Origin of the sequence: Pseudomonas sp. A-RE-22 (assembly GCF_019956035.1) — a bacterium.
Taxonomy (GTDB): domain Bacteria; phylum Pseudomonadota; class Gammaproteobacteria; order Pseudomonadales; family Pseudomonadaceae; genus Aquipseudomonas; species Aquipseudomonas brassicacearum.
In genome coordinates, this window is sequence record NZ_JAHBCZ010000057.1 from 1 (window position 1) to 20,962 (window position 20,962).

21 protein-coding genes are annotated in these 20,962 nt (G+C 60.3%); 14 read left to right on the plus strand and 7 right to left on the minus strand.

Annotated features, from left to right (window positions below):
• Positions 1–94: 94 nt before the first annotated feature.
• The 9 genes from KGA89_RS24630 to trpE all read left to right on the plus strand — a co-directional run bounded on the left by KGA89_RS24630 (position 95) and on the right by trpE (position 9,935).
• Positions 95–724: a response regulator transcription factor gene (locus KGA89_RS24630; RefSeq protein ID WP_003206156.1), complete on the plus strand. Its 630-nt coding sequence runs from the start codon at positions 95–97 to the stop codon at positions 722–724.
• A gap of 280 nt (positions 725–1,004) precedes the next feature.
• Entirely contained in the window at positions 1,005–2,129 is a 1,125-nt protein-coding gene (locus KGA89_RS24635) for an ABC transporter ATP-binding protein (protein ID WP_223472740.1), read from the plus strand.
• A gap of 50 nt (positions 2,130–2,179) precedes the next feature.
• Positions 2,180–3,223, plus strand: coding sequence for an ABC transporter substrate-binding protein (locus KGA89_RS24640; protein WP_003206153.1), 1,044 nt, complete (start codon positions 2,180–2,182; stop codon positions 3,221–3,223).
• Positions 3,224–3,427: 204 nt separating this feature from the next.
• Positions 3,428–4,675 carry an ABC transporter permease gene (locus KGA89_RS24645; protein WP_003206151.1) on the plus strand — a complete coding sequence of 416 codons (1,248 nt, stop codon included), beginning with the start codon at positions 3,428–3,430 and terminating at the stop codon, positions 4,673–4,675.
• A 13-nt stretch (positions 4,676–4,688) separates the two neighbouring features.
• Positions 4,689–5,513, plus strand: a complete 825-nt coding sequence (locus KGA89_RS24650) for an ABC transporter permease (RefSeq protein ID WP_003206148.1) — start codon at positions 4,689–4,691, stop codon at positions 5,511–5,513.
• Positions 5,514–5,666: 153 nt separating this feature from the next.
• Positions 5,667–6,815 carry an iron-containing alcohol dehydrogenase gene (locus KGA89_RS24655; protein ID WP_003206146.1) on the plus strand — a complete coding sequence of 383 codons (1,149 nt, stop codon included), beginning with the start codon at positions 5,667–5,669 and terminating at the stop codon, positions 6,813–6,815.
• 78 nt (positions 6,816–6,893) lie between these two features.
• A complete protein-coding gene (gene rpe, locus KGA89_RS24660; protein WP_003206143.1) occupies positions 6,894–7,568 on the plus strand; it encodes a ribulose-phosphate 3-epimerase in 675 nt (224 codons plus the stop codon).
• Complete coding sequence (locus tag KGA89_RS24665) at positions 7,565–8,383, plus strand: phosphoglycolate phosphatase (RefSeq protein ID WP_003206141.1); 819 nt, start codon at positions 7,565–7,567, stop codon at positions 8,381–8,383. Before rpe ends, KGA89_RS24665 begins: the two co-directional genes overlap by 4 nt.
• Positions 8,384–8,453: 70 nt before the next feature.
• Positions 8,454–9,935: an anthranilate synthase component I gene (gene trpE, locus KGA89_RS24670; protein ID WP_003206140.1), complete on the plus strand. Its 1,482-nt coding sequence runs from the start codon at positions 8,454–8,456 to the stop codon at positions 9,933–9,935.
• Between the two features lie 116 nt (positions 9,936–10,051).
• On the opposite strand, the gene estP is transcribed toward trpE, so the two are convergent.
• Entirely contained in the window at positions 10,052–11,959 is a 1,908-nt protein-coding gene (estP, locus tag KGA89_RS24675) for an esterase EstP (protein ID WP_223472741.1), read from the minus strand.
• A gap of 411 nt (positions 11,960–12,370) precedes the next feature.
• Here estP and KGA89_RS24680 point away from each other — a divergent pair, with 411 nt between their 5' ends.
• From KGA89_RS24680 to KGA89_RS24695, 4 genes are read left to right on the plus strand one after another with little or no spacing between them, the layout of a single operon-like run.
• Positions 12,371–12,964 carry an aminodeoxychorismate/anthranilate synthase component II gene (locus tag KGA89_RS24680; protein WP_003206137.1) on the plus strand — a complete coding sequence of 198 codons (594 nt, stop codon included), beginning with the start codon at positions 12,371–12,373 and terminating at the stop codon, positions 12,962–12,964.
• A 9-nt stretch (positions 12,965–12,973) separates the two neighbouring features.
• A complete protein-coding gene (gene trpD / locus KGA89_RS24685; RefSeq protein WP_003206134.1) occupies positions 12,974–14,023 on the plus strand; it encodes an anthranilate phosphoribosyltransferase in 1,050 nt (349 codons plus the stop codon).
• Complete coding sequence (gene trpC, locus KGA89_RS24690) at positions 14,020–14,856, plus strand: indole-3-glycerol phosphate synthase TrpC (RefSeq protein WP_223472742.1); 837 nt, start codon at positions 14,020–14,022, stop codon at positions 14,854–14,856. Before trpD ends, trpC begins: the two co-directional genes overlap by 4 nt.
• 3 nt (positions 14,857–14,859) lie before the next feature.
• Positions 14,860–15,561, plus strand: coding sequence for a biotin/lipoate A/B protein ligase family protein (locus KGA89_RS24695; RefSeq protein ID WP_223472743.1), 702 nt, complete (start codon positions 14,860–14,862; stop codon positions 15,559–15,561).
• On the opposite strand, the gene crp is transcribed toward KGA89_RS24695, so the two are convergent.
• On the minus strand, positions 15,558–16,202 hold the full coding sequence (gene crp / locus KGA89_RS24700; RefSeq protein ID WP_003206128.1) for a cAMP-activated global transcriptional regulator CRP: 645 nt from the start codon (positions 16,200–16,202) through the stop codon (positions 15,558–15,560). The genes KGA89_RS24695 and crp overlap by 4 nt on opposite strands.
• 240 nt (positions 16,203–16,442) lie before the next feature.
• Between crp and KGA89_RS24705 the strand changes: the two genes are divergently transcribed.
• Entirely contained in the window at positions 16,443–16,865 is a 423-nt protein-coding gene (locus tag KGA89_RS24705) for an OsmC family protein (RefSeq protein WP_003206127.1), read from the plus strand.
• Between the two features lie 112 nt (positions 16,866–16,977).
• On the opposite strand, the gene coq7 is transcribed toward KGA89_RS24705, so the two are convergent.
• The 5 genes from coq7 to KGA89_RS24730 form a co-directional block, all read right to left on the minus strand.
• The gene (gene coq7 / locus KGA89_RS24710; protein WP_003206125.1) at positions 16,978–17,625 is read right to left on the minus strand and encodes a 2-polyprenyl-3-methyl-6-methoxy-1,4-benzoquinone monooxygenase; all 648 of its coding nucleotides are present in this window, start codon (positions 17,623–17,625) and stop codon (positions 16,978–16,980) included.
• A 75-nt stretch (positions 17,626–17,700) separates the two neighbouring features.
• A complete protein-coding gene (locus tag KGA89_RS24715; RefSeq protein ID WP_003206124.1) occupies positions 17,701–18,039 on the minus strand; it encodes a histidine triad nucleotide-binding protein in 339 nt (112 codons plus the stop codon).
• 82 nt (positions 18,040–18,121) lie between these two features.
• Entirely contained in the window at positions 18,122–18,910 is a 789-nt protein-coding gene (locus tag KGA89_RS24720) for an SDR family NAD(P)-dependent oxidoreductase (protein WP_003206122.1), read from the minus strand.
• Positions 18,911–18,972: 62 nt separating this feature from the next.
• Entirely contained in the window at positions 18,973–19,941 is a 969-nt protein-coding gene (locus KGA89_RS24725; RefSeq protein ID WP_223472744.1) for a DUF805 domain-containing protein, read from the minus strand.
• 51 nt (positions 19,942–19,992) lie between these two features.
• Entirely contained in the window at positions 19,993–20,961 is a 969-nt protein-coding gene (locus tag KGA89_RS24730) for an NAD(P)H-dependent flavin oxidoreductase (protein WP_223472745.1), read from the minus strand.
• Between the last annotated feature and the right edge of the window lies 1 nt (position 20,962).

Genomic DNA, 20,962 nt, shown 5'->3' on the forward strand with positions numbered 1-20,962 from the left:
AGATGTGTATAAGAGACAGCATTGATTGAGATGTACACATACACCCTGTGGGAGCGAGCTTGCTCGCGATGAGATCCTGAATCTGGAGAACAACGTGATCCGTGTACTGGTAGCCGAAGACCACACCATCGTCCGTGAAGGCATCAAGCAGTTGATCGGCCTGGCCAAGGATCTGGTGGTGGTGGGGGAGGCGAGCAATGGCGAACAGTTGCTCGAGACCTTGCGCCACGTGCCCTGCGAAGTGGTGCTGCTGGACATTTCCATGCCAGGCGTCAACGGCCTGGAGGCGATCCCACGGATCCGGGCGCTGAACAATCCGCCGGCCATCCTGGTGCTGTCGATGCATGACGAAGCGCAAATGGCCGCCCGCGCCCTGAAGGTCGGCGCCGCCGGCTACGCGACCAAGGACAGCGACCCGGCCCTGCTGCTCATGGCGATTCGCAAGGTCGCGGCCGGCGGACGCTATATCGACCCGGACCTGGCCGACCGCATGGTCTTTGAGGTCGGCCTGACCGACACGCGACCGCTGCACTCGCTGCTGTCCGAGCGTGAATTCTCAGTCTTCGAACGCCTGGCCCAGGGCGCCAACGTCAACGACATAGCCCAGCAACTGGCCCTGAGCAGCAAGACCATCAGCACCCACAAGGCACGGCTGATGCAGAAGCTCAACATCACCTCATTGGCAGAGCTGGTGAAATATGCGATGGAGCACAAGCTGCTCTAAGACTCGCAATTTTCCCCTGTGGGAGCGAGCTTGCTCCCACAGGGGAAATGTGTCGGCATATCCATTTGCGACACGCCCCAATAGCGCTTTTGCCCCTACTTGCGGCGTGCCGCTGCCAACTGCCCACCGTCCTTATCCAATCCCGCCATCCCTGTAGGGCAATCCCTACCCCGACTCTTCCATCCCGCTGAGGTGATTCTCTCCTGCGTCCCGATTTGCGCGGGCCCCAGGCTCCACTAGGCTTGATTCACAAGCAGTCATCAATACAAAAGGTGCGGGTATGAGCCAGGTCGATTCAAGCGCGGGGGCCAGTGATGTGCTGGTCAGCTTTCGTGGTGTGCAAAAGAGCTACGATGGCGAGAACCTGATCGTCAAAGACCTCAACCTGGATATTCGCAAAGGCGAATTCCTGACCCTGCTCGGGCCTTCCGGCTCCGGCAAGACCACCAGCCTGATGATGCTGGCCGGGTTTGAAACCCCAACCGCCGGCGAGATCCTGCTGGCCGGGCGCTCGATCAACAACGTTCCACCGCACAAGCGCGACATCGGCATGGTGTTCCAGAACTACGCCTTGTTCCCCCACATGACCGTCGCCGAGAACCTGGCGTTCCCGCTGACGGTGCGTGGCCTGAACAAGAGCGACGTGAGTGATCGGGTCAAGCGCGTCTTGAGCATGGTCCAGCTGGACAGTTTCGCCCAACGCTACCCGGCGCAATTGTCCGGCGGCCAGCAACAACGGGTGGCCCTGGCCCGGGCGTTGGTATTCGAGCCGCAGCTGGTGCTGATGGACGAACCCCTGGGTGCGCTGGACAAGCAATTGCGCGAGCACATGCAGATGGAAATCAAACACCTGCACCAGCGCCTGGGCGTGACCGTGGTCTATGTGACCCACGACCAGGGCGAAGCCCTGACCATGTCCGACCGTGTGGCAGTGTTCCACCAGGGCGAGATCCAGCAGATCGCCCCGCCGCGCACCCTTTATGAAGAGCCGAAAAACACCTTTGTCGCAAACTTCATCGGTGAGAACAACCGCCTTAACGGCCGCCTGCACAGCCAAACCGGCGAGCGCTGCCTGGTGGAGCTGGGGCGCGGTGAGAAGGTCGAGGCACTGGCGGTGAATGTCGGCGAGCCCGGCGAGCCGGTGACCCTGTCGATCCGCCCGGAGCGGGTAAGCCTCAACGGCGCAAGCGAACAATGTGTCAACCGCTTCTCAGGGAGGGTGGCGGAATTCATCTATCTGGGCGACCACGTCCGGGTTCGCCTGGAAGTCTGCGGCAAGAACGACTTCTTTGTGAAACAGCCGATTGCCGAGCTCGATCCCGGGCTCGCCGTCGGGGACGTGGTTCCGCTTGGCTGGCAAGTCGAGCATGTGCGTGCGCTCGATCCCCTTCTAGAGGCGAATTGATCGCCCCCCTGCTGTACCAACACCAACCCTGCACGTGGAGAGAACAATAAATGTTGAGATCCCTGAAGTTCACAGCCCTGACACTGGGCATGATGGGTGCGGCAAGCGCGATGGCGGCGGGCCCGGACCTGACCGTGGTGTCTTTCGGCGGGGCGAACAAGGCGGCTCAGGTCAAAGCCTTCTACGCACCGTGGGAAGCGGCCGGCAATGGCAAGATCGTGGCTGGCGAGTACAACGGTGAAATGGCCAAGGTCAAGGCCATGGTCGATACCAAGAGCGTTTCCTGGGATTTGGTAGAAGTCGAGTCCCCGGAATTGTCCCGTGGTTGTGACGAAGACATGTTCGAACAACTCGATCCGGCCCTGTTCGGCAAGGCCGAAGACTACGTCAAGGGTGCTATCCAGCCTTGCGGCGTGGGCTTCTTCGTGTGGTCGACCGTGCTGGCCTACAACGCCGACAAACTCAAGACCGCGCCGACCAGTTGGGCTGACTTCTGGGACACCAAGCAATTCCCAGGCAAGCGCGGCCTGCGCAAAGGCGCCAAGTACACCCTGGAATTCGCGCTGATGGCCGATGGCGTAGCGCCGAAAGACGTCTACAAAGTGCTGGCTGGCAAAGACGGCCAGGACCGTGCGTTCAAGAAGCTCGATGAGCTCAAGCCGAACATCCAGTGGTGGGAAGCTGGCGCCCAGCCACCGCAGTACCTGGCTTCCGGTGACGTGGTCATGAGCTCGGCCTACAACGGCCGGATCGCCGCGGTACAGAAAGAAAGCAACCTGAAAGTGGTGTGGAACGGCGGCATCTATGACTTCGACGCTTGGGCCATCCCACGCGGCCTGGACAAGACCCGCGCCGAAGCGGCGAAGAAATTCATCGCCTTCTCGGTGGCGCCGCAGCAGCAGAAGACCTACTCGGAAAACATCGCCTACGGTCCGGCCAATACCCAGGCTGTACCGTTGCTGGCCAAGGATGTCCTGAAAGACATGCCGACCACCCCGGAAAACATCGCCAACCAGGTGCAGATCGACGTCAGCTTCTGGGCTGACAACGGTGAGCAACTGGAGCAGCGCTTCAACTCCTGGGCTGCGAAGTAACCCGACGGTCTGAAACCGGATGAGATCCATGTGGGAGCGAGCTTGCTCGCGATAGCGGTCTGTCAGGCACATCAATACTTGAATGTGCCGCAGCCATCGCGAGCAAGCTCGCTCCCACAGGTTCTTCCATCGACCCGGGTGTTTCAAAAGAACAGCGGCGGCCCGCCGCCCCTGTAACGATCAAAGAGATTTGCGGAGTTCGCCATGGCCATCGCCGTTCCACTGAACGCGGGCACCAGCCCCACCCTCAAGCAACGGCTCAAGCACGCCGAGCGGATCAACCGCTGGAAGGCCCAGGCCTTGATCGCGCCGCTGGTGCTGTTTCTGTTGCTGGTGTTCCTGGTGCCGATCGTGGCGCTGCTGTTCAAAAGCGTCAGCAACCCGGAAGTGGTGGGTGCCATGCCGCGTACTGTCACCGCCGTCGCTGCCTGGGACGGACGTGGTTTGCCGGGCGAGCCGGTGTACAAGGCAGCCAGCGAAGACCTGGCCGAAGCCCGCAAGAATCAGACCCTGGGCGACTTGTCCAAGCGCCTGAACATGGAATTGGCCGGCTATCGCAGCCTGCTGACCAAGACTGCTCGGGCGTTGCCGTTTGCCACCGAGCCGGCTTCCTATAAAGAAGCCTTGGAAAACCTCGATGAGCGTTGGGGCGACCCGGCGTACTGGCAGGTGATCCGCCGCAACACCAGCAACGTCACCCCGTATTACCTGCTGGCGGCCGTCGATCACCGCATCGATGACCTCGGCGAACTGGCCACGGCCACCCCGGACCAGGCGATCTACCTCGACATCTTTACCCGGACCTTCTGGATGGGCCTGGTGATCACCGCGATCTGCCTGGTGCTGGCCTATCCGTTGGCCTACCTGCTGGCGAACCTGCCTTCGCGCCAGAGCAACCTGCTGATGATCCTGGTGCTGCTGCCGTTCTGGACCTCGATCCTGGTACGTGTCGCCGCATGGATCGTGTTGCTGCAGTCCGGTGGCCTGATCAATAGTGCGCTGATGGCCATGGGCGTCATTGATAAGCCCCTGGAACTGGTGTTCAACCGCACCGGTGTGTACATCTCCATGGTCCACATCCTGCTGCCGTTCATGATCCTGCCGATCTACAGCGTGATGAAGGGCATCTCGCCAACCTATATGCGTGCGGCGATTTCCCTGGGCTGCCACCCGTTCGCCAGTTTCTGGCGCGTGTACTTCCCGCAGACCTATGCCGGGGTCGGTGCCGGTTGCCTGTTGGTGTTCATCCTTGCCATCGGCTACTACATCACGCCGGCGCTGCTGGGCAGCCCGAACGATCAGATGGTCAGCTACTTCGTCGCGTTCTACACCAACACCAGCATCAACTGGGGCATGGCCACGGCGCTCGGCGGGCTGCTGTTGCTGGCGACCATCGTGCTTTATCTGATTTACAGCTGGCTGGTGGGCGCCAGTCGCCTGCGCCTGAGCTAAGGGGAGATCGAAAATGGTGAGTCCTTACATGTCCCCCGTCGAGCGGGTGTGGTTCTACTGCTTGCGCACACTCTGCGGGCTGATTCTGTTGTTCCTGATCCTGCCGGTGCTGGTGATCATTCCACTGTCGTTCAACTCCGGCAGCTTCCTGGTCTATCCGCTGCAGGGCTTTTCGCTGCAGTGGTACCACGATTTCTTCGCCTCGGCCGAATGGATGCGGGCGCTGAAAAACAGCATCATCGTGGCACCGGCGGCGACGTTGCTGGCGATGGTTTTCGGCACGCTCGCGGCCATCGGCCTGACCCGTGGTGACTTCCCAGGCAAGGCGTTGGTGATGGCCCTGGTGATTTCGCCGATGGTGGTGCCGGTGGTGATCATTGGCGTAGCCAGTTACCTGTTTTTCGCACCGCTGGGGCTGGGCAACAGCTTCTTCTCGCTGATCGTGGTCCACGCCGTGCTGGGTGTACCGTTCGTGATCATCACGGTGTCGGCGACCCTGCAGGGGTTCAACCACAACCTGGTTCGGGCCGCCGCCAGCCTTGGGGCTTCGCCACTGACGGCGTTTCGTCGGGTGACCTTGCCGTTGATCGCCCCGGGCGTGATCTCCGGCGCACTGTTCGCCTTCGCGACGTCGTTCGATGAAGTCGTAGTGACCCTGTTCCTGGCCGGCCCCGAGCAGGCAACCTTGCCACGGCAGATGTTCAGCGGTATCCGCGAGAACCTCAGCCCTACCATCGCCGCTGCGGCGACCCTGCTGATTGCCTTCTCGGTGATCCTGTTGCTGACCCTGGAGTGGTTGCGTGGGCGTAGCGAGAAACTGCGTACTACCCAAGCCTGACGCCCAAGCAAAAACAGTGTGGGAGCGAGCTTGCTCGCTCCCACAGGGGGCTCATCCACAGGTTCCTTATCGCATTCATACGCTGAATGGCAGACAACCCTCAATACCGAGCTATCCTTGTGCCAGCCCATACTCGAATAAGAGGCCGCGCACATGAGTCTTTCCTCATTCAAGATCGCCCATAAACTGATCACCGGTGCCGCTGCCATCGAGCAACTGGCCGCGGAGTTGACGCGCCTGGACGTCGACAACCCGCTGATCGTGACCGATGCGGCGTTGGTCAAGTCCGGCACCGTGGAACTGGCCCTGCAACATCTGGGCGGACGGGACTACGAGATTTTCGACCGGGTCATGCCGGACCCGGAAATCGCCATTGTCGAAGACTGCATGCAAGCCTATCGCGACGGTGGTCATGACGGCCTGATCGGTCTCGGGGGTGGCAGTGCCATCGACATCGCCAAGTGCGTGGGGGTCTATGCCGGTTACCACGGCGAGCTGCAGGATATGTTCGGTGTCGACCAGGTGCCGCGCAAAGGCCCGCCCATGATTGCCATCCCCACCACGGCCGGTACCGGTTCGGAAGTCACCAACGTGGCGATCCTCTCCGACAAGGCTGCGCAGCTGAAAAAAGGCATCGTCAGCGATTATCTGTTGCCGGACGTGGCATTGGTCAGCCCGCAGATGACTCTCACATGCCCGCGCAGCGTCACGGCTGCCAGTGGCGTTGATGCGCTGGTACACGCCATCGAGGCCTACCTGTCGCTCAATGCTTCGCCAATCACCGATGCCCTGGCCATCGGCGCAATCAAACTGATCACCCGCGCGCTGCCCAAGGCCTATGCCAACCCGGCTCACCTGCAAGCCCGCGAAGACATGGCCACCGCCAGCCTGATGGCCGGCATGGCATTCGGCAATGCCGGGGTCGGGGCGGTGCATGCGCTGGCCTATCCGTTGGGCGGGCGCTTTCACGTGTCCCATGGCGTCGCCAACGCTTTGTTGCTGCCGTACGTCATGGCCTGGAACAAGATGGCCTGTGTCGAGCGCATGCGTGACATTGCCGAGGCCATGGGCCTCAAGACCGCGCACCTGAGTGATCTTGAAGCGGCCGACGAAGCCGTGGAGGCCATGGTTGCGTTGTGCGCCGCCGTGGAAATACCCAACGGCCTCAGCAGCCTGGGCGTGACCGAGGAGGTGATTCCATCCATGGCGGTGGAAGCGGCGGGAATAGAACGGCTGATGCGCAATAATCCGCGCAAACTGAGCGCCGCCGATATCGAGAAGATCTACCGCGCGGCGTATTGATCGATTGCCACGGTGGGCGCGCCAAATCTTGAGGTATACAATGCGCGCCATCGTGATTTCGCTCAAAACAGGTGCGTCATGCAGCCCTTCGCTATTGCTCCGTCGATTCTTTCTGCCGACTTCGCCCGCCTGGGCGAGGAAGTGGACAACGTTCTGGCCGCCGGCGCCGACATCGTGCACTTCGATGTCATGGACAACCACTACGTGCCCAACCTGACCATCGGCCCGATGGTCTGCGCGGCGCTGCGCAAGTACGGCATCACCGCGCCGATCGACGCGCACCTGATGGTCAGCCCGGTGGACCGTATTGTCGGTGACTTCATCGAAGCCGGTGCTACCTACATCACTTTCCACCCTGAAGCCACGCAGCACATCGACCGCTCCCTGCAGTTGATCCGCGAAGGCGGTTGCAAGGCCGGCCTGGTGTTCAACCCGGCCACGCCGCTGGACGTGCTCAAGTACGTGATGGACAAGGTCGACATGATCCTGTTGATGAGCGTCAACCCTGGCTTCGGTGGGCAGAAGTTCATCCCGGGTACGCTCGACAAGCTGCGCGAAGCCCGTGCGCTGATCGATGCCTCGGGCCGTGATATCCGCCTGGAAATCGACGGTGGCGTGAACGTGAAGAATATCCGTGAAATCGCCGCGGCCGGCGCCGACACGTTCGTCGCGGGTTCGGCGATCTTCAATGCACCGAACTACGAAGAGGTGATTGCACAAATGCGCGCCGAACTGGCCCTGGCGCGCCCATGAGTGGCTTCGAGCAGCTGTTCCCCGGCAGCTTGCCGCGTCTGGTGATGTTCGACCTCGATGGCACATTGGTCGATTCGGTCCCGGACCTCGCGGCGGCGGTGGACACGATGCTGCTCAAGCTTGGACGCCCGCCTGCCGGCCTCGATTCGGTACGTCACTGGGTTGGCAATGGCGCGCCGATGCTGGTGCGCCGGGCCCTGGCCAATGACATCGATGCCCGAGGTGTCGATGATGCCGAGGTCGAGCGGGCGCTGGAGTTGTTCAATGAAGCCTACGAAGACAATCACCAACTGACGGTGGTCTACCCCGGCGTGCGCTCCACCCTCAAGTGGCTGCAGAAGCAGGGCGTGGAAATGGCGCTGATTACCAACAAGCCGGAGCGCTTCGTTGCGCCGTTGCTGGACCAGATGAAGATCGGTCGCTATTTCCGCTGGATCATCGGTGGCGATACCTTACCGCAGAAAAAGCCTGACCCGGCCGCGCTGTTTTTCGTGATGAAAATGGCTAACATCCCGGCCTCCCAATCCTTGTTCGTCGGCGACTCGCGCAGCGATGTGCTGGCGGCGAAAGCGGCAGGGGTCAAATGCGTGGCGCTGAGTTACGGCTACAACCACGGCCGGCCAATCGCCGAAGAGTTTCCGACGCTGGTGATCGACGATTTGCGCCTGTTAATTCCCGGTTGCCTGGACCCGGCCGCTGAGATAACGTTGCCCGACGCTGTTCAATCCTCTTCTGGAAACGCCATCGTGGTGGTCACTCGCAAACTCTGGATGAAAGTCATGAAGGCCCTGGCCCGCTGGCGTTGGCGCACCTGACGTGATCCTGGCCGGTTATCCGGCGCGTTTGCATACCTGACTGTCAGCTCCTCTTGCCACGAGGCACCCCATGATCCGCGAAGAATTCCTGCGTCTAGCCGCTGCCGGCTACAACCGCATCCCCCTTGCCTGTGAAACCCTGGCCGACTTCGACACGCCGCTGTCGATCTACCTCAAGTTGGCCGACCAGCCCAACTCCTACTTGCTCGAATCGGTGCAGGGTGGCGAGAAATGGGGCCGTTATTCCATCATCGGCCTGCCGTGCCGCACGGTGCTGCGGGTCCATGACCATCGCATCAGCGTGACCCACGACGGTGTCGAAATCGAAAGCCTCGAAGTCGAAGACCCGCTGGCGTTCGTCGAAACCTTCAAGGCCCGCTATAACGTGCCGACCATCCCTGGCCTGCCGCGCTTCAACGGTGGCCTGGTGGGTTATTTCGGCTACGACTGCGTGCGCTACGTGGAAAAACGCCTGGGCACCTGCCCGAACCCCGATCCGCTGGGCGTTCCGGATATTTTGCTGATGGTCTCCGACGCGGTCGTTGTCTTTGACAACCTCGCCGGCAAGATGCACGCCATCGTCCTGGCCGATCCGTCCCAGGAAGATGCCTACGAGCAAGGTCAACAAAGCCTGCAAGCACTGCTGGAAAAGTTACGCCAGCCGATCGCTCCGCGTCCCGGCCTGGACTTCAGCAAGCAGTCGGCGACCGACCCGGTATTCCGTTCCAGTTTCACCCAGGACGATTACGAACGGGCCGTCGATACCATCAAGGAGTACATCCTCGCCGGTGACTGCATGCAAGTCGTGCCGTCGCAACGGATGTCCATCGACTTCAAGGCAGCGCCGATCGATCTCTATCGGGCGCTGCGCTGTTTCAACCCGACGCCGTACATGTACTTCTTCAACTTCGGCGACTTCCATGTCGTGGGCAGTTCGCCGGAAGTGCTGGTGCGGGTCGAAGACAACCTGATCACCGTGCGGCCGATTGCCGGTACTCGCCCCCGTGGCGCCACGGAGGAAGCTGACCGGGCCTTGGAAGAGGACCTGCTGTCGGACGACAAGGAAATCGCCGAGCACCTGATGCTGATTGACCTGGGGCGCAACGACACTGGGCGGGTCTCGGAGATCGGCTCGGTGAAGCTCACCGAGAAGATGGTCATCGAGCGCTATTCCAACGTGATGCACATCGTCTCCAACGTCACCGGCCAGTTGAAGGCCGGACTGACGGCGATGGACGCCTTGCGGGCGATCCTGCCGGCGGGCACCTTGTCTGGCGCGCCGAAAATCCGCGCGATGGAAATCATCGACGAACTGGAGCCGGTCAAGCGGGGCGTGTACGGCGGGGCCGTGGGTTACTTCGCCTGGAACGGCAACATGGACACCGCCATTGCCATTCGCACCGCCGTCATCAAGAACGGTGAACTGCACGTGCAGGCCGGCGGCGGTATCGTCGCCGACTCGGTGCCGGCACTGGAATGGGAAGAGACCCTGAACAAGCGCCGGGCCATGTTCCGCGCGGTGGCGCTGGCCGAGCAGACCTCCAGCAACTGAAGTAACTCGATCAGGGTGGGAGCGAGCTTGCTCGCGATGAGGCCGTCATATTCAACCAATAGGTTGACTGACAGTCCGTAATCGCGAGCAAGCTCGCTCCCACAGTTTTTTCTCGATCAGAAATCCAGGCTAACGCCCAGGCTTACCCCTTGCTGGGTCATGTCATCATCCTTGCGCAGTGTATAACCACCCCGTAGCGCCAAGTCGTTGGTCAACTTGTGGCTGACCCCAAGGCTCAGGCGATTGAGGTGGCTCTGTGGCGTGTAGCCTTCCAGTGTGAAGTCGTTGGCCGGCAGGCTGTTGAGGGCGATGTTGACCTTTTGCGTGTCGTCTTCGTACTCGCGTTCGTGGGCATATTCGCCAAACACCTGGGTCTGGCGGGTGATGTTGTATTTGCCTTGCAAGCCAATGCCCAGGCGTTTCGAATCACGGGTCTGGTCATCGAAGGTCAGTGCTGTGGAACGGCTGCTCTTTTCCGAATAACCATCGACTTCCACCTTCGCATAGTCAGCGCTGATAAACGGCGAGAGGTGCCACTCGCTGCCCGGCTGGGCGATGTCGTAGCCCACCCGCGTGCTGAATGCCCATAGATGACCGTCCGTGTTGCCTTTCTCCTGCGCTTCGTTGACGCCCAGGTCGAACTTGCGCTCCAGGTTGTCGTAGTCGAGCTTGCCGCCGGTCAGTGCCGCATCGGCCCACCAGCGATTTTGCTGGAACTGGGCGAAAGCGGTCGCCAGGTAGCTGTTGAGCTTGTAGTCCGAATCGTTATGGCCTGCTTCCATGTCCTGGCGGTAGAAACCGGCGGCGACACCCACGCGCCACGCGTCGTTGAGGCGATAGCTGCCGCCAATGTTCAGGCTGTAGCCGCTGCCGTCGGCGCTGGCGCCGCTGTCCTGGCTGTCCAGGTCCAGATGCTGGCCGCCGCCTGCGACGATGGCTCGCCATTGGCCGACGGCCTGCCAGTTCTCCCAGTCCGATTGCCACTGGCTGCGCAACTCGTCCTGGTGGGCGCGTAGGGTCGAGTGGGCCATTTCCGGTAGCAACGTCAGCTCCCATGGTGCCGCGAGCAGGGAATAGGCGTAGTCGGCGATCAGTTTTTGTCCGGTTTCGGTCGGATGGACCGCGTCGTTGTAGATCAGCTTGGTGGGATCAGGCGTGGCGCTGTTGATGCCGTAGGTGGCGTTTTCCGTGCAGCCGTTGCCGCTGAAGCAGGTCGCGGTGAGGTTCTCCCCGGTGGCGAGGCCGAATCTTGCCGGGTCGGCGAAGCTTTCCTTCAGCAAAAGCGGAATGTTCAATGGAATGATTTCAGCGTCGATGCCTTGCAGTCGCGTGATCAACTGTTGGTTGAACTGGTTGCCCAGTTGCGAAAAGGCGTCTTGCAAAGGACCGCCGTTGAGGGCCGGGGTCAAGCCCAGGTCGGGCAACAACCAGACCATCACATAGCGGGCACCGGCCGTTTGCAGCACCTGGACGCTGTCGGCCAGGCGGTCTGCGGCGGCGTTCGCTTGCTCGGGGGTCAGCACCCGACCTTGTAGGAAGTCGTTACCACCACCGGAAAGGTAATACAGCGCATTTGGATCGGCGCGCAGGCCATTGGACTGCAGATAGCCGGGACGGCTGCGCTCGCCGGTGTCGGACACGCCGGTAATCGACTCGAGGATCTGGTCGGTACGATAACCGCCCACCGCCCAGTTGTTGCCGTCTGCCAGCCCCTCGCTGGCGCGGACCGCCGAAGTGGAAGCGGCGGTCTCGTCAGCGGAATAACCCAGGCGCCCACCGAGCAGTTGGGTTGAGTTGGCGGAGTAGGCTTCGCCGCTGCCGTCGGTGTAGATCGGACCGGTTCGGTTGGTATAGCGCTCGGTCGAGCCGGGCGGACCATTCGGGTCGGCGAACTGGCCAGCGTCGTTGAGGCTGTCACCGAACACGATGAACTTGGAATAAGGGTTGGGGCCGGCGTTCGCTTGGGCGCAGGCGAGCGCAAGCAGGCAACCAGCAATCGGTACGAACAACGTCTTCTTTGTCATGGGAAAGTCCGTTTTTATCTTATTGTTGTTAGAAAACGAAACGACAGTACCAAAAACTTCCGGCGTTTTGCCATCTATCCGGAACGTCGCGATTGTTTCAAAGCCCTTCGGGATCGGTCATATTGCGTGCTCCGCCCAGCTAAGCTACTGTGCCGGGACGTATGAACGAGACTTTCCCTGTGTCGATTGTCAGCAAACTTCTGGATCAAATGATCAAGGCTCACGCCCGCTGGCGTTGGCGCGCCTGAACATTCTCCGCCGGCCTTGCCGGACCTGTACCGATTTGCCTTCTTTACCCGCTTGTAGAGCCGCTTCGCAGGGGCATCACTTGCCTCGCCAAGCGCAGCAGCGTGCGGGTCACTCTCTGAAGGCTGTATTTAAAGTCAGTGAATTCAATAGGTTGCTTACGCCATGTTGCTGATGATCGATAACTACGACTCTTTTACCTACAACGTTGTGCAGTACCTCGGCGAGCTGGGCTCCGAAGTCAAGGTCGTGCGCAACGACGAATTGACCATCGCCGAAATCGAAGCCCTCAAGCCTGAGCGCATCGTGGTTTCGCCCGGCCCTTGCACGCCGACCGAAGCAGGCATCTCCATCGAAGCCATCAAATATTTCGCCGGCAAGCTGCCGATCCTCGGTGTCTGCCTGGGGCATCAGTCGATTGGCCAAGCGTTCGGCGGTGACGTGGTGCGCGCCCGACAGGTCATGCACGGTAAGACTAGCCCGGTATTCCACGAGGACAAGGGCGTGTTCGAGGGGCTGAATCATCCGCTCACCGTAACCCGCTACCATTCCCTGGTGGTCAAGCGCGAAACTCTGCCCGACTGCCTGGAGTTGACGGCCTGGACCCAGCTTGAGGATGGCTCGGTCGATGAAATCATGGGGCTGCGCCACAAGACGCTGAATATCGAGGGTGTGCAATTTCATCCCGAGTCTATTCTCACCGAACAGGGCCACGAACTGTTCGCCAACTTTCTCAAACAAACCGGCGGCACGCGCTAAGGACTTTTCATGGATATCAAGACAGCCCTGAGCCGTATCGTCGGCCATCTCGACCTGAGCACCGACGAGATGCGCGACGTGATGCGCGAAATCATGACCGGCCAATGCTCGGATGCGCAGATCGGCGCGTTCATGATGGCCATGCGCATGAAGAGTGAGAGCATCGATGAAATCGTGGGTGCGGTTTCGGCGATGCGTGAGCTGGCGGACAAGGTCGAACTCAAGACGCTGGACGGTGTGGTGGATGTGGTCGGTACCGGCGGTGACGGCGCCAATATCTTTAACGTTTCCACGGCCTCGTCGTTTGTCGTCGCGGCGGCCGGTTGCACCGTTGCCAAACACGGCAATCGGGCAGTTTCCGGCAAGAGCGGCAGTGCCGATCTGCTGGAGGCGGCCGGCATTTACCTGAACCTGACGCCGATCCAGGTGGCACGCTGCATCGATAACGTCGGCATCGGTTTCATGTTTGCCCAGACCCACCATAGCGCCATGAAACACGCTGCCGCGCCGCGCCGCGAGCTGGGGCTGCGTACGCTGTTCAACATGCTCGGCCCGCTTACGAATCCGGCCGGCGTGAAGCATCAGGTAGTCGGTGTGTTCAGCCAGGCATTGTGCCGGCCATTGGCTGAAGTCTTGCAACGCCTGGGCAGCAAGCACGTACTGGTGGTCCATTCGAAGGATGGGCTGGATGAGTTCAGCCTGGCGGCGCCTACATTCGTGGCCGAACTAAAAAATGATCAGATCAGCGAGTATTGGGTCGAACCTGAAGACCTCGGCATGAAAAGCCAGAGCCTGCACGGGCTGGCAGTCGACAGCCCGGCCCAATCGCTGGAGCTGATTCGTGATGCCCTGGGTCGTCGCAAGACCGAGAATGGCCAGAAAGCTGCTGAGATGATCGTGCTCAATGCCGGTGCCGCGTTGTACGCCGCTGACCACGCCAGCAGCCTAAAGCAAGGCGTGGAACTGGCCCATGATGCGCTGCACACTGGCCTGGCCAGGGAAAAGCTCGAAGAGTTGGGTGCATTTACCGCCGTATTCAAAGTGGAGAACGAAGGATGAGCGTGCCAACGGTTCTGGAAAAAATTCTGGCTCGCAAGGCCCAGGAAGTGGCTGAGCGCAGCGCTCGGGTCAGTCTGGCCGAGCTGGAAAACCTGGCGCGTTCAGCGGATGCGCCGCGCGGCTTTGCCCAGGCTCTGATCGATCAGGCCAAGAAAAAACAGCCGGCGGTGATTGCCGAAATAAAGAAGGCGTCCCCCAGCAAGGGCGTGATTCGTGAGCACTTCGTCCCGGCCGAGATCGCGCGAAGCTACGAGAAGGGTGGTGCGACCTGCCTCTCGGTGCTGACCGACGTCGACTTTTTTCAAGGGGCCGACGACTACCTGAAGCAGGCGCGGGCGGCATGCAAGTTGCCGGTGATCCGCAAGGACTTCATGATCGACCCGTACCAGATCATCGAAGCGCGTGCGCTGGGCGCCGACTGCGTACTGTTGATCGTTTCCGCCTTGGACGACGTGAAAATGGCCGAACTGGCGGCCGTTGCCAAAAGCGTCGGGCTGGATGTCCTGGTGGAAGTCCACGACGGTGTCGAGTTGGAGCGAGCCCTGAAAACCCTCGATACCAAACTGGTCGGCGTGAACAATCGCAACCTGCACACTTTCGAAGTGAGCCTGGAAACCACCCTGGACCTGTTGCCGCGCATTCCGCGCGATCGCCTGGTCATCACCGAAAGCGGCATCCTCAACCGGGCCGATGTCGAGCTGATGGAAGTCAGCGATGTGTACTCATTCCTGGTGGGCGAAGCGTTCATGCGCGCCGAGAACCCGGGTACGGAATTGCAGCGACTGTTCTTTCCTGAACGAGGCCTGCCGGTGAGCGGCTCGACGCTGGACTGATCCATGCCGCCTGTGATTTCCCTCACCGTCGAAGCTGGCCTGCAAGCCGAACAGGATCTGTTGGCCAGCATCTGCGCGGGCGACGCCGAGTTCGGCCTGCTGCTCTGGCAGCCCAACGATCGTGCGCTGGTGATGCCGCGTCGCTTGAGTCGCCTGCAGGGGTTTGAACACGCCTGTGAAGTATCGGCTGCTCATGGCTGGCCTGTCTTGTTGCGTGAAACGGGTGGCGAACCGGTGCCGCAGTCGGCCGCTACCGTCAATATCGCCCTGGTCTACGCACCACCACGCTGCGAAGGTGACCACGGACGTATCGAAACCGGGTATCGCCGGTTGTGCGATCCCATTTGTCAGCTGTTGGACGAGTTGGGCGGGGTGGCTTCGCTGGGAGAGGTGGAAGGGGCTTTTTGTGACGGGCGCTTCAACGTCAATCTCGACGGCCGGAAAATGGTGGGCACCGCTCAGCGCTGGCGCCAGAGCAAGGGTGGTCAACGTCCGGTGGGGCTGGTTCATGGCGCGCTTTTGCTGGAGAACGAGCGCGAGTCCATGGTCGCGGCAGTCAATCGCTTCAATGAGGCCTGTGGCTTGGAGCAGCGAGTGCGGGCCGAGAGCCATATTGCCCTGCATGAAAAATTCCCGGCGCCTCACGCGCTGGAGCGGCTCGACGTTTTGTACCGGAAGCTGCTGACCAATCTGCTGGGCCCTTAACGCGTTCCGAACACCACCATGGTCTTGCCTTTGACGTTGACCAGGTTGCGCTCTTCCAGATCCTTGAGAACGCGACCGACCATTTCACGCGAACAACCGACAATCCGCCCAATCTCTTGGCGGGTCACCTTGATCTGCATGCCGTCCGGGTGGGTCATGGCATCGGGCTGCTTGCACAGTTCCAGCAGGCAACGTGCGACACGTCCGGTGACGTCGAAAAATGCGAGATCGCCGACCTTGCGGGTGGTATTGCGCAGGCGTTGTGCGATTTGTCCGCTCAGGACGTAAAGAATGTCCGGGTCTTGCAAGGACAGTTCTCGGAATTTGGCGTAGCTGATTTCCGCAACTTCACATTCAATCTTGGTCCGTACCCAGGCACTGCGCTCCTGCTCCTTGCCCGCCTGCTCGAACAACCCCAGCTCACCAAAAAAATCTCCGGAATTGAGGTAGGCGATGATCATTTCCCGGCCGTCGTCATCCTCAATCAGGATAGTGACCGAGCCCTTGATGATGAAAAACAGCGTCTCGGAACGATCTCCCGCACAAATGATGTTGTGTTTGGCTGGATAGCGGCGGCGCTGGCAATGCATCAAGAGTTTGTCGAGATTCTTGATCTTGAACGTGGGAGTAATGGCAACCATGGTTGTATCCCGAAAGACTGCGCAGTGTGATGGTTTGATTTTTTTATAGACGCGAATGGCTATCGCTAAAAGCTGGCCATGCGCCAGCGAGTTGGCGTATGGCCAGCTTAACAGAGGCGTCCTCAATTGATTTGAGAATTTACCTACATGCTGGCAGGTCAGGTCTCCTAAGACGCAGAGCAGTCATGCCGGAGCGCTGTGCTAAGCTGGCGACCCTTTTTTAACAGTGGAGTCTTGGCGATGAAGGCACGCATCCAATGGGCTGGCGAAGCCATGTTCCTCGGTGAGTCAGGCAGTGGTCATGTGGTCGTCATGGACGGCCCGCCAGAGGCCGGTGGGCGGAACCTCGGTGTTCGGCCGATGGAAATGCTCCTGCTGGGCGTGGGCGGTTGCAGCAACTTTGACGTGGTCAGCATTCTTAAAAAGTCCCGCCAGGCCGTCGAAAGCTGCGAAGCTTTCCTGGAGGCAGAACGCGCCACTGAAGATCCCAAAGTGTTTACCAAGATCCACATGCACTTCGTGGTGAAGGGGCGAGCCCTGAAGGAAGCTCAGGTCAAGCGCGCGATTGAACTGTCCGCCGAGAAATACTGCTCGGCTTCGATCATGCTTGGCGCCGCCGGGGTCGAAATCACCCACGATTATGAAATCATCGAGTTGGGTTGAGTCGATAGCCGACTGGCCGTATTGAAGTTTTCGGACAGAAAAAGGCGACTTCCCTTGGGGACGTCGCCTTTTTAATTTCCGTGGGAATGAGCTAGTCAGTTCCCAATTGCCGTCAAATCCGATAAGTGCTCTTGGTCATGACCTTGGCCAGCAGGCTCATGCCGAACTTGACCGGGGCCGGAAAACGGAAGCCACCGGCCTCAAGCGCACTCTCGGCGTGGTGTTCCTCATCCACGCGCATCTGCTCAAGGATTGCCCGGGATTTTTCATCTTCGGCTGGCAGCTGGTCGAGATGTTCATTCAAATGCTTGCACACTTGATGTTCGGTCGCCGCAACGAAACCGAGGCTGACTTTGTCGCTGATCAGCCCGGCAACGGCGCCTATTCCGAATGACATCCCATAGAACAGCGGGTTCAGGACGCTGGTATGGCTGCCCAGCTGGCGAATCCGTTGTTCACACCAGACCAGATGGTCGATTTCTTCCTCGGCGGCATGCTCCATTGCCTCACGCACTTGCGGTAGCTTCGCTGTCAGCGCCTGGCCCTGATACAGCGCCTGGGCACAAACTTCGCCGGTGTGGTTGATGCGCATCAGTCCGGCGACGTGGCGGGTTTGCTCGTCACTCAGTTGCGCGTCTGGTTGCACGATAGCCGGTGATGGGCGGTATGGCTGGCCACTGAAAGGCAGCAGCGTGCGCATCGCGGTATCAGCTTGCAGCAACAGACGATCAATCGGCGAGTAGTGACGTTGGGTAGTCATGCTTACCTCCGGGAAAAATCACAGCGGCCAGTTTAACCCAATCGACCGCCGAAGATTTGCGTTGGGTCAGGGGTATCAGCCCGGCGGCCAGTTCATCTGGCGCTGCCCCAGCACATGCATATGAATGTGATAGACCGTTTGCCCACCCAGTTCATTGCAATTCATCACCACGCGAAAACCTTCTTCACAGCCCAATTCAAGCGCCAGGCGCTGAGCAGTGAACAAAATGTGTCCAGCCAGGCCTTTGTCTTCTTCGGCCAGGTCATTGAGGGTGCGGATCGGTTTTTTCGGTATGACCAAAAAATGTACAGGCGCCTGTGGGGCGATGTCGTGGAAGGCCAATACCTGGTCATCCTCGTAAATGATCTTCGCCGGGATTTCCCGGTTGATGATCTTGGTGAACAGAGTATCCACAGCTGTTTTCTCCGTTGGGTTCGTCGAGGTCGGGTGTCTTGAAGGCTCCGGTTGAGGTGCCTGGTTGTTCAACTTGAAGGGATCAGCGCGGGCAATAAGCCTTGTTGATCATGCCGGCGATGGTTCGGACCAGCCATCGCGACCCCAGTCGCGGCAGCGCGGCCAGCCAGCGGTTGCGGCGTCCGGGAATGATGATGGCGCGGTTGCGGTCCAGCGCGCGCACGGCGTACAGGGCCACCTCTTCCGGGCTCATCAGCAACTTGCTGTCGATGAGCTTCTGTTCGTCCATCTGCGCTCTGGAAAAGAAGCCGGTCCGGGTTGGGCCAGGGCAAAGCACCGAGACCTTGATCGCGCATTTCTTCAGCTCAACCCGCAGGGCTTCGGAGAAGTGCAGCACATAGGCCTTGCTGGCGTAATAGGTACTCATCCAGGGGCCGGGCTGGAACGCGGCAATCGAGGCGACGTTGAGGATCTGGCCGCCGCCAAGCAGTGCCATGCTGTTGCCGATGGCATGACAAAGCCGTGTCAGGGCGAGGATGTTGACTTCGATCAGGTCCTGCTCGGTCATCCAGTCCTGGCCCAGGAACGGCCCGCTGGTGCCGATGCCTGCACAATTGACCAACAGGTCGATCTGCCGCTCACCTTCCTCCAGTTCCAGGAGAAAGCCGGAAAGCCTCAGCGGTTCTCCCAGGTCGCAGGCCCGGAACAACACCTCCACGCCAAACCGCTGAGTCAGTTCGATTGCAATGCTTTCCAGCCGATCACGCTGTCGAGCCACCAGTATCAGGTTGCGGCCGCGCCGGGCCAGCGCTTCGGCCATGGCCAGGCCAATGCCGCTGGAAGCGCCAGTGATCAGTGCGTAACGGGTCATGCAGTTCTCCATCGCAACAGCCCGCCGCCAGTTGACTGGGCTGTCACCGGCATGAAGCGCGCTTATTGTTCCTCTTCTTCCTCATAGTCTACAGAAGGCGAGGCGGGCTCGGCTGCCTCGACAGCGGGTTCTTCGGCGGTTTCGTTGCTGGACTCGCTGCTTTCATAGCTGCTCAGGCTGCTGCTGTCATAGTCCTCCTGGAGGGCTCCGAAGATGCCGGCAAAGGTAGCCAGGAAAATCAGGACGATCATCACAAGCCAAAGCGACGCCAGCAGTTTGACTGCCGTGGTATTGCGCGGTGGCGGCGGGCCATACTGGTTTGCACCGGTATTGCCCGGGGCAATGATCAGGATGAACGGGAAGATGCTGCCCACGAATGGAACGAGGTTGACCAGCCACAACCACCCCGACCAGCCGAGGTCATGCAGGCGCTGGACGTTGAACTGGATGCTTACGAAGGCAAAGGCAAGTACAACGGCTGCGCCGAGCAGGCCGCCGACAATCAGTGCAGCTATCGAGTCGGAAGCCAGCAGCCAGGCCGTGGCCAACCAGAAGCCCAGGCCGACCAAGGGCAGCATGGCCAGGGTCAACACCATGGTCCAGGCCAGGTAGCGCAAACGCCCGATACGCCCATCGAAGCTGAAGGGTTTTAGCGTGCTGTACTCGGCGAGCGCTTCACCCACTTCGGCGCGGGGAGGCGCGTACGGCGAGACGGGGTCGACGATCGGCTCTGGATGGCGTCCACCCGGCTGTTGCGGCGACTCCTGTACTTCGCCAAGGCTCAGTTGGAGGGCGGCGGGTTCGGCTTCGATTCGGGCGTCGATTCCGCTCTTGTTGAGCGCTTCCAGGTACTGCTGGGCTTCGCTCTGGGACAGGTTGCTCTTAAGGGCAACCTTGCGACCGGTGAACAGCCGTTCAATGGCGCTGATGTCGCTTTTGAACAGTTCGGCGAGGTTGAGTTTGGCGGTGGTGGTATCGACGCCCGGCATCAGGCCTCCGTCGAATACGATGTTGAAACGGGTTTCGCTCATGCCCGGCATCCTTGTCTCTGAAAGTTAAGTAACTGTTTTTTTAGGGTCGCTTCAGCGAGGCCATTGCCCGCCAAGCTGCGCCGCCCGGGCATGTGCCTGACGGTATTCTTTATCCAGGCGTGCCACCAACTGATCGACGCTGGGCAAATCATCGATTTCACCCACGCCCTGGCCCGCGGACCATACGGTTTTCCAGGCCTTGGCTTCATCGTTCAGCGGTTTGAGTTTCGAGCCAAAATCCACCTCGCCCTTGTTCTGCAGGGCGGTCAGATCGAAACCGGCATTCTCCAGGCTCTGACGTATGAAGCTGGCCGGCACTCCGGATACAGCGGGAGTATGCACGATGTCTGCGGCTCTGGATGTGAGCAACATCTCTTTATAAGCGTCAGGGGCGTGGCTTTCGCTCGTAGCGATAAAGCGCGTACCGAAGTAGGCCAGATCGGCGCCGAGCAATTGTGCGGCCAGAATCTGATGACCGTGGTTCAGGCATCCTGCAAGCAGCACGGTTTTGTCGAAAAACTGCCGGATCTCGGCGACCAGTGAAAACGGGCTCCACGTTCCGGCGTGCCCGCCTGCTCCGGCGGCAACGGCGATCAAGCCATCGACACCGGCTTCGGCGGCTTTCTCGGCATGACGCCGGGTCGTCACGTCATGGAACACCAGTCCGCCATAAGCATGGACGGCATCCACCAACTCCTTCACCGCGCCCAGGCTGGTGATGACGATCGGCACCTTGTGTTCGATGCAGATGGTCAAGTCGGCCTGAAGCCGCGGGTTGCTGTGATGGACGATCAGGTTCACAGCGTAGGGTGCCGGATTCTCCAGGGTCGCCAGGCCTGCTTCGATTTCCTCGAGCCAGGCCTTGAAGCCACTGCTCTCGCGCTGGTTCAACGCCGGAAAACTGCCAACGATGCCGTTGCGGCAGCAGGCCAGCACCAGTTGCGGACTGGAAATCAGGAACATTGGCGCTGCCACGACGGGCAGGCGCAAGCGTTGTTCAAGCAGAGCGGGCAACGACATC